Annotated in this window: 9 protein-coding genes; all 9 read right to left on the bottom strand. The window is 66.6% G+C overall.

Features of this window, described 5'->3' with window-relative positions:
* A partial coding sequence (locus tag RMP09_RS15450; protein ID WP_310566875.1) for an OB-fold nucleic acid binding domain-containing protein occupies positions 1 to 445 on the bottom strand: 445 nt, incomplete at its 3' end.
* 51 nt (positions 446 to 496) lie between these two features.
* Complete coding sequence (locus tag RMP09_RS15445; protein WP_310566876.1) at positions 497 to 1171, bottom strand: DUF502 domain-containing protein; 675 nt, start codon at positions 1169 to 1171, stop codon at positions 497 to 499.
* 14 nt (positions 1172 to 1185) lie between these two features.
* A complete protein-coding gene (locus RMP09_RS15440) occupies positions 1186 to 1500 on the bottom strand; it encodes an FmdB family zinc ribbon protein (RefSeq protein ID WP_310566874.1) in 315 nt (104 codons plus the stop codon).
* 159 nt (positions 1501 to 1659) lie between these two features.
* On the bottom strand, positions 1660 to 3225 hold the full coding sequence (gene ubiB, locus RMP09_RS15435) for a ubiquinone biosynthesis regulatory protein kinase UbiB (protein WP_310566873.1): 1566 nt from the start codon (positions 3223 to 3225) through the stop codon (positions 1660 to 1662).
* A complete protein-coding gene (locus RMP09_RS15430) occupies positions 3222 to 3821 on the bottom strand; it encodes a hypothetical protein (RefSeq protein WP_310566872.1) in 600 nt (199 codons plus the stop codon). Before RMP09_RS15430 ends, ubiB begins: the two co-directional genes overlap by 4 nt.
* A 113-nt stretch (positions 3822 to 3934) precedes the next feature.
* Positions 3935 to 4588 (bottom strand): Tim44-like domain-containing protein, encoded by a 654-nt coding sequence (locus tag RMP09_RS15425; RefSeq protein ID WP_310566871.1) that lies wholly within the window; start codon positions 4586 to 4588, stop codon positions 3935 to 3937.
* A 42-nt stretch (positions 4589 to 4630) separates the two neighbouring features.
* The gene (ubiE, locus tag RMP09_RS15420; protein ID WP_310566870.1) at positions 4631 to 5362 is read right to left on the bottom strand and encodes a bifunctional demethylmenaquinone methyltransferase/2-methoxy-6-polyprenyl-1,4-benzoquinol methylase UbiE; all 732 of its coding nucleotides are present in this window, start codon (positions 5360 to 5362) and stop codon (positions 4631 to 4633) included.
* 20 nt (positions 5363 to 5382) lie between these two features.
* Positions 5383 to 5796, bottom strand: a complete 414-nt coding sequence (locus RMP09_RS15415; protein ID WP_310566869.1) for a DUF971 domain-containing protein — start codon at positions 5794 to 5796, stop codon at positions 5383 to 5385.
* Between the two features lie 18 nt (positions 5797 to 5814).
* Positions 5815 to 6420, bottom strand: a 606-nt coding sequence (locus tag RMP09_RS15410; protein ID WP_310566868.1) for a DUF3400 domain-containing protein, incomplete at its 5' end; no start/stop codon positions are given.

The following is a 6420-nucleotide window of genomic DNA, read 5'->3' as shown; positions in this document are numbered from 1 at the left end:
TGGCCACGCGGTAGCGCAGCATCAGGTTGTTCTGCATGTAGGGGCGGCGCAGGTCCAGCACGCGGTGCGTCAGGCGGGTGGTTTCGCTCAGGTTGTCGTCGTCCAGCTGGAACGGCGGCGTCACCGAGGGATTGAGCACCTTCAGTTCGTGGCACAGCACTTCGATCTGGCCGCTCTTGAGCTTGTCGTTGGTGGTGCCGGCGGGGCGCGCGCGCACCAGGCCGGTGACCTGCACGCAGAACTCGTTGCGCACGTCTTCGGCGGTCTTGAACATCTCGGCCCGGTCGGGGTCGCAGACCACCTGCACATAGCCTTCGCGGTCGCGCAGATCGATGAAGATCACGCCACCGTGGTCGCGGCGGCGGTTGACCCAGCCGCAGAGTTGCACGGTTTGGCCCAGCAGGGCTTCGGTCACCAGACCGCAATAGTGGGAGCGCATGGCCATATCGGTTCTTCTTTCAGCAGGTTCGCCACACCGTGGTGGCGGGGGGAATCATCAGGAAATCGCGGGAGCGGTCGACGCCGCCCGGACATTGGGGTTCTTGGGGCCACCGGGCACGATCACGCCCATGGACACGATGTAGGTCAGCGCTTCGTCCACCGACATCTGCAGCTCCACGCAGTCGCGCTGGCGCACCATGACGAAGTAGCCGCCGGTGGGGTTGGGCGTGGTGGGCACGAAGACGCTGAGGAAGCTGTCGTGCTCACCGATGGCGCCGGGCTGCGTCTGCAGATGCTGCAGCACTTCACCGCCGGGCGTGCCGGTCTGGAAGCCGATGGTCCACATGCCGGCGTGCGGCCACTGCACCAGCACCGCCTTGCGGAAGGCGTTGCCCTTCTCGGAAAACAGGGTGTCGGAGATCTGCTTGACGCCCGAATAGATGGAGCGCACCACCGGGATGCGGTGCAGCAGCGCATGCCACCAGTTCACCAACCGGTTGCCGATGATGTTGGACGCCAGCGCGCCGATGGACAGCACGACCACCAGCGCAAAGATCACGCCCAGGCCCGGCACGTGGAAGCCGAACAGCTGGTCCGGCTGCCAGGCCCCCGGCAGGATGCGCAGGGTCTGGTCCAGCGTGGAGACGACCCAGTCCAGCACCCACAGGGTGATGATCAGCGGCACCAGCACCAGCAGGCCGGCCAGCAGCCATTTGCGCAACGCGGCCATGCGGTCCATGGACATCAGTGACAGGCGCAAGAACCGCCACAGGGCGTGGCGGCCGGTGCGGCGCTGGCGCTTTCAGCGGGCTTGGCGTCGCTGCTGGCGGCTGCGGCCGCTGCCGGAGCCGCAGCGGTGCTGGCGGCTGCGCCGGCACCGCCCTTGAAGTCGGTCGCGTACCAGCCCGAACCCTTGAGCTGGAAGCCGGCGGCCGTCAGCTGTTTGCTGAACGTGGCGGCGCCGCAGGCCGGGCAATCGGTCAGCGGGGCGTCGGAGATTTTTTGCAGGACGTCCTTGGCATGGCCGCAGGACTCGCACTTGTAGGCATAGATCGGCATGGCGTGAACGGTGGAATGGTCCGGCGACCCCGCCTCAGGACGTTCAGAATGCACCAGGGCGGTGCAGGAACGGGCGGGCGCCGGCAAGTTGAACAAAACCCGTCATTATAAGTGGGGCACCCCACCGCGCTCTTCAAGGGCGGGCCGTCGGCCCGCCCCTCACCACAGGCGGATGCGCAGCAGCACCTGGGTGACGATCAGCCCCAGCACGAAGCCGATACCGCCATAAATGATGTACTGCAACAGCCGGTTGGTGCGGCGTTGCTCGGCCACCAGCTGGTCCAGTTCGGCGCGCAGCTGGTGCGGCCGCTGCTGCAGGTAGTCCTGCAGCAGACGCGGCAAGGCCGGCAGCAGCTTGGCGTACTGCGGCGCCTCGGCCTTGAGCTGCTGCAGCAGCTTTTGCGGCCCCACCTGCTCCAGCATCCACCGCTCCAGGAAAGGCTTGGCGGTGTTCCACAGGTCCAGTTCCGGGTCGAGGTCGCGGCCCAGGCCCTCGATGTTGAGCAGGGTTTTCTGCAGCAGCACCAGCTGGGGCTGGATTTCGACCTGGAAACGGCGCGAGGTCTGGAACAGGCGCATCAGCACCATCCCAAGCGAAATCTCCTTGAGCGGACGGTCGAAATACGGCTCGCACACCGCGCGGATGGCCGACTCCAGTTCGTCCACCCGGGTCTCGGGCGGCACCCAGCCGCTTTCGATGTGCAGCTCGGCCACGCGCTTGTAGTCGCGCCGGAAGAAGGCGGTGAAGTTCTGCGCCAGGTATTCCTTGTCGAACTCGGTCAGCGTGCCGACGATGCCGAAATCGAGCGAGATGTAGCGACCGAAGGTCGCCGGGTCCACGCTGACCTGGATGTTGCCGGGGTGCATGTCGGCATGGAAGAAGCCGTCACGGAACACCTGGGTGAAGAAGATGGTCACGCCGTCGCGCGCCAGCTTGGGGATGTCGACGCCGCGGCGGCGCAGTTCGTCCACCCGGTTGATGGGCAGACCGTGCATGCGCTCCATCACCATCACCTCGGTGTGGCAGTAGTCCCAGAGCATTTCCGGGATCAGCACCAGGTCCAGGCCCTGCATGTTGCGGCGCAGCTGTGCGGCGTTGGCGGCTTCGCGCAGCAGGTCCAGCTCGTCGTGCAGGTATTTGTCGAACTCGGCCACCACCTCGCGGGGCTTGAGGCGCTTGCCGTCGGCCGAAAGTTTTTCGACCCAGCCGGCCATCATGCGCATCAGGCTGAGGTCTTTTTCAATGACCGGCAGCATGTTGGGCCGCAGCACCTTGACCGCCACTTCGCGCCCGCCGTGCCGGCCGTCGCGCAGGGTGGCGAAGTGCACCTGAGCAATGGACGCGCTGGCCACCGGCGTCTGCTCGAACTGGCTGAAGACGGCGTCCAGCGGCTTGCCAAAAGCGCGTTCGATGGTCGCCACCGCGATCGCGCTGTCGAACGGTGGCACGCGGTCCTGCAGACGGGCCAGTTCGTCGGCGATGTCGGGTGGCAGCAGGTCGCGCCGGGTCGAGAGCACCTGGCCAAACTTGACAAAAATCGGGCCGAGCCGCTCCAGCGCTTCGCGCAGGCGCAGGCCGCGCGGTGCGTCCAGGTTGCGACCGACGGACACGATGCGCGTGAGCAGGCGCAGCCCCGGGTGCTGGAAGCTGGAGAGCACGAGCTCGTCCAGCCCGTGGCGCAACACCACCCAGAGGATGAAGACACCGCGCAGCAAACGCCTCATGTGGCGCTGCCGCTGCGATCGGGTGCCGGGGCCGGCGTGGCGCGTGCAAAGCCCGCCGGCGCACGGCCCACAAAGGACTTGACCGCTTGCGCAGCGGCGCCGGCCACGCGCACCAGGGTGTGCGCCGCCGCATCGCCCACGAGGCGTGAAAGGTCTTCCTCCACATCCCAGCGCACGTTGTCCACCAGCCAGGCCACCTCGGCCGCCAGCTGCACGTCGCCCTGGATGTCCACCCCGGGCTTGTCGCCCGCGATGACGGTTTGCGCCAGGGTCAGCGGCGAGGTCTGGGTCAGGGTCACGGTCAGTTCGGGCACCGCGCCAGCGGCCGGGCGCTCCAGCAAGCCAGCCGCGGTCGCCGCCAGGGTGAGGTGCACTTCACCCCACTGCACCTTGACCGGCTTGCCTTTCTGGCGCTTGAGGCGTTCCTGCGCCTGGGGTTCCTGCATCAGCACGTGGTTGAGGAACAGCACCACGCGGTTCTGCAGCTCATCGACCATCCACTCGGGCGGCCGGAGGCTGCCGAGCAGGGACTGAAGGAAACCGAGGGGATGGGCGCTGCTGGCGCCCGACGAAGAGGTGGGGGGTGCTGTGTTCATGACCCCCCGATTTTGACGGATTGCGCGCGGCCCTCCCGCCCGCCCACCGACCCGGGCCGCCAGGCCGCCCGGATCAGGGACCCAGTCCCGCACGGCGGGGCGGCGCCCCACCTTTATTGCAGGGCCTGCACCCCGGCCACCAGCCAGCCGCCGCCGCCCGCTTTGGCGCGGGCGATGCTCCAGATCTCGCGGAACGGGTTGGGGCCGGCCGCACCGTCCTCGCGCACCATGCCGGAGAACTCGACGCTGGCCATGTGCCCTTCGCCCAGGTCTTCGATGCCCAGCAAGCGGGCCTCGATCATGACCACATCGGTCTTGTTGGGCTGCCCGCCGGACTGGCGCTCGCGCTCGGCCAGCTGCCCCTGGATCTGCTCCAGCATGTCGTCGGTCATCATGGCGCGCAGGCTGGCCATGTCGGCGCGGTCCCAGGCGTCCTGCAGGCTGACGAAGTTGGCCTTGGACGAACGCAGGAAGCCCTCCACATCGAAGCCGTCGGGCACACCCCGAAGGGCCGAACCATTCAGGGCCACACCCGCCGGGGGTTCATCGTAGGTGGACTCCCAGGGGCGGGCCGACGCGTCGTTGCCCACGTTCTTGGGGCTGTAGCCGCGCGGCGTGGTCGGGTCCAGCTGCGATTGCCCCGAGGCCAAGAAGGCCGGCGCACCGCGGGGCCGCACCGCCGCACCACGGGCCGCCAGCATGCGGGCCACCACGACCACCACCACCAACACCACAGCCCCACCCAGAATCAGCGCCCACGCGTTCATGTTTTTTCTTTCCCTGACAGACCACCCGGGTTCAGGCAGCGCCTAACACTTGATGCCCATGTGCAGCGCCACGACGCCTGCACTGAGGTTGTGAACGTCCACATGGCCGAAACCGACCGACTTCATCAGCGCCCGCAACTCCTCTTGTCCCGGATGCATGCGGATCGACTCGGCCAGGTACTGGTAACTGTGCGCATCGCCAGCGACCAGTTGCCCCAGCTTCGGCAACACGTTGAACGAGTACCAGTCATACGCCTTTTCCAGCGGCTTGGCGACGCGGGAAAACTCCAAGACCAGCAGTTTGCCCCCCGGTTTGAGGACGCGCCGCATCTCGCCCAGGGCCTGGTCTTTGTGCGTCATGTTGCGCAAACCGAAGGCGACCGAGACGAAATCGAAGCTGTTGTCGGCAAATGGCAGCTTCTCGGCGTCGCACACCAGGGTCGGCAACACCAGCCCTTCGTCCAGCAGGCGGTTGCGGCCTTCGCGCAACATCGCTTCGTTGATGTCGGTGTGCACCACGCGGCCGGTCGGGCCCACGCGCTGGGCAAAGGCCCGCGAGAGGTCGCCCGTGCCGCCCGCGATGTCCAGCACCTGCTGACCCGGTTGCGGGTTGGCCAGGGTGATGGTGTAGCGCTTCCAGATGCGGTGCAGGCCGGCCGACATGAGATCGTTCATCACGTCGTACTTGGGCGCGACCGAGTCGAACACGCTGCGCACGTGTTTTGCCTTTTCCTGCTCGTCAACGGTCTGGAAACCAAAGTGGGTGGTGGCCATGGAAAAAGTCTCCGTCGGGGTCAGTGGCTGCCACAGGCGTGACCGCCCTTTTCCGGCATGGTGGCGTCGCGATCGACCCCGGCGGCCTGGAGCCGCTGCAGGTAATCGTTCCAGAGTTCGGCCTGCTGCGATCCGAGGAAATACAGGTAGTCCCAGGCGAAGATGCCCGACTCGTGCCCATCGGAGAAGGTCGGCTGCACCGCGTAGTTGCCCACCGACTCCAGCGCCACGATGCCCACGTCCCGCTTGCCGGTCTGCAAGGTTTCCTGCCCCGGGCCATGGCCCTGCACCTCGGCCGAGGGCGAGTACACCCGCATCAGCTCAAAGGGAATGCGAAAACACTGGCCGTCCGAGAACGCGATCTCCAGCACCTTCGATGCGCTGTGCACCGTGATGTCCTGCGGCGTCGGGGTGTCTTTGTTCAGTCCTGCCATGGGGTTCTTTCAGAAGGATCAGACCAGCACGCGTTCAATGCCGCCCTGGTTGGCACGGGCCACGTACTCGGGCAGCCAGTCCTTGCCCAGGATCTGGTTGGCCATCTCGACCACGATGTAGTCGGCTTCCAGCAGGCCGTTCTGCAGGTCGTCGCCGTAGCGCGTGAGGCCCTGCAGGCAGCTCGGGCAGGAGGTCAACATCTTGATGTTGGCCTGCTCACCCACCGTGCCCGCGGCGCGCAGTTCGGCTTCGCCCTTGCGGATCTCTTCTTCCTTGCGGAAGCGCACCTGGGTCGAGATGTCCGGCCGCGTCACGCCCAGCGTGCCGCTCTCGCCGCAGCAGCGCTCGCTCTTGATCACGCCATCGCCGACCAGGGCCTTGACGGTCTTCAGCGAATCCTGCAGCTTCATCGGGTTGTGGCAGGGCTCGTGGTACAGGTAGCCCCCCTGACCGGCCGGCAGGGTGATGCCCTTTTCCAGCAGGTACTCGTGGATGTCGATGATGCGGCAGCCGGGGAAGATCTTGTCGAATTCGTAGCCCTGCAGCTGGTCGTAGCAGGTGCCGCACGACACCACCACAGTCTTGATGTCCAGGTAGTTCAGCGTGTTGGCCACGCGGTGGAA

The sequence above is a fragment of the Hydrogenophaga sp. genome (assembly GCF_031426985.1).
In the GTDB taxonomy this organism is placed as follows: Bacteria; Pseudomonadota; Gammaproteobacteria; order Burkholderiales; family Burkholderiaceae_C; genus Hydrogenophaga.
The sequence above is the reverse complement of the archived record's forward strand: the minus strand, read 5'-3'. Positions and strand labels throughout refer to the sequence as shown.

Excerpts from the sequence above, each read along its gene's own strand:
- ubiB (WP_310566873.1), bottom strand. The coding sequence starts at position 3,225 with ATGAGGCGTTTGCTGCGCGGTGTCTTCATCCTCTGGGTGGTGTTGCGC.
- RMP09_RS15430 (WP_310566872.1), bottom strand. The coding sequence starts at position 3,821 with ATGAACACAGCACCCCCCACCTCTTCGTCGGGCGCCAGCAGCGCCCAT.
- RMP09_RS15415 (WP_310566869.1), bottom strand. The coding sequence starts at position 5,796 with ATGGCAGGACTGAACAAAGACACCCCGACGCCGCAGGACATCACGGTG.
- RMP09_RS15445 (WP_310566876.1), bottom strand. The coding sequence starts at position 1,171 with ATGGCCGCGTTGCGCAAATGGCTGCTGGCCGGCCTGCTGGTGCTGGTG.
- RMP09_RS15425 (WP_310566871.1), bottom strand. The coding sequence starts at position 4,588 with ATGAACGCGTGGGCGCTGATTCTGGGTGGGGCTGTGGTGTTGGTGGTG.
- ubiE (WP_310566870.1), bottom strand. The coding sequence starts at position 5,362 with ATGGCCACCACCCACTTTGGTTTCCAGACCGTTGACGAGCAGGAAAAG.
- RMP09_RS15440 (WP_310566874.1), bottom strand. The coding sequence starts at position 1,500 with ATGCCGATCTATGCCTACAAGTGCGAGTCCTGCGGCCATGCCAAGGAC.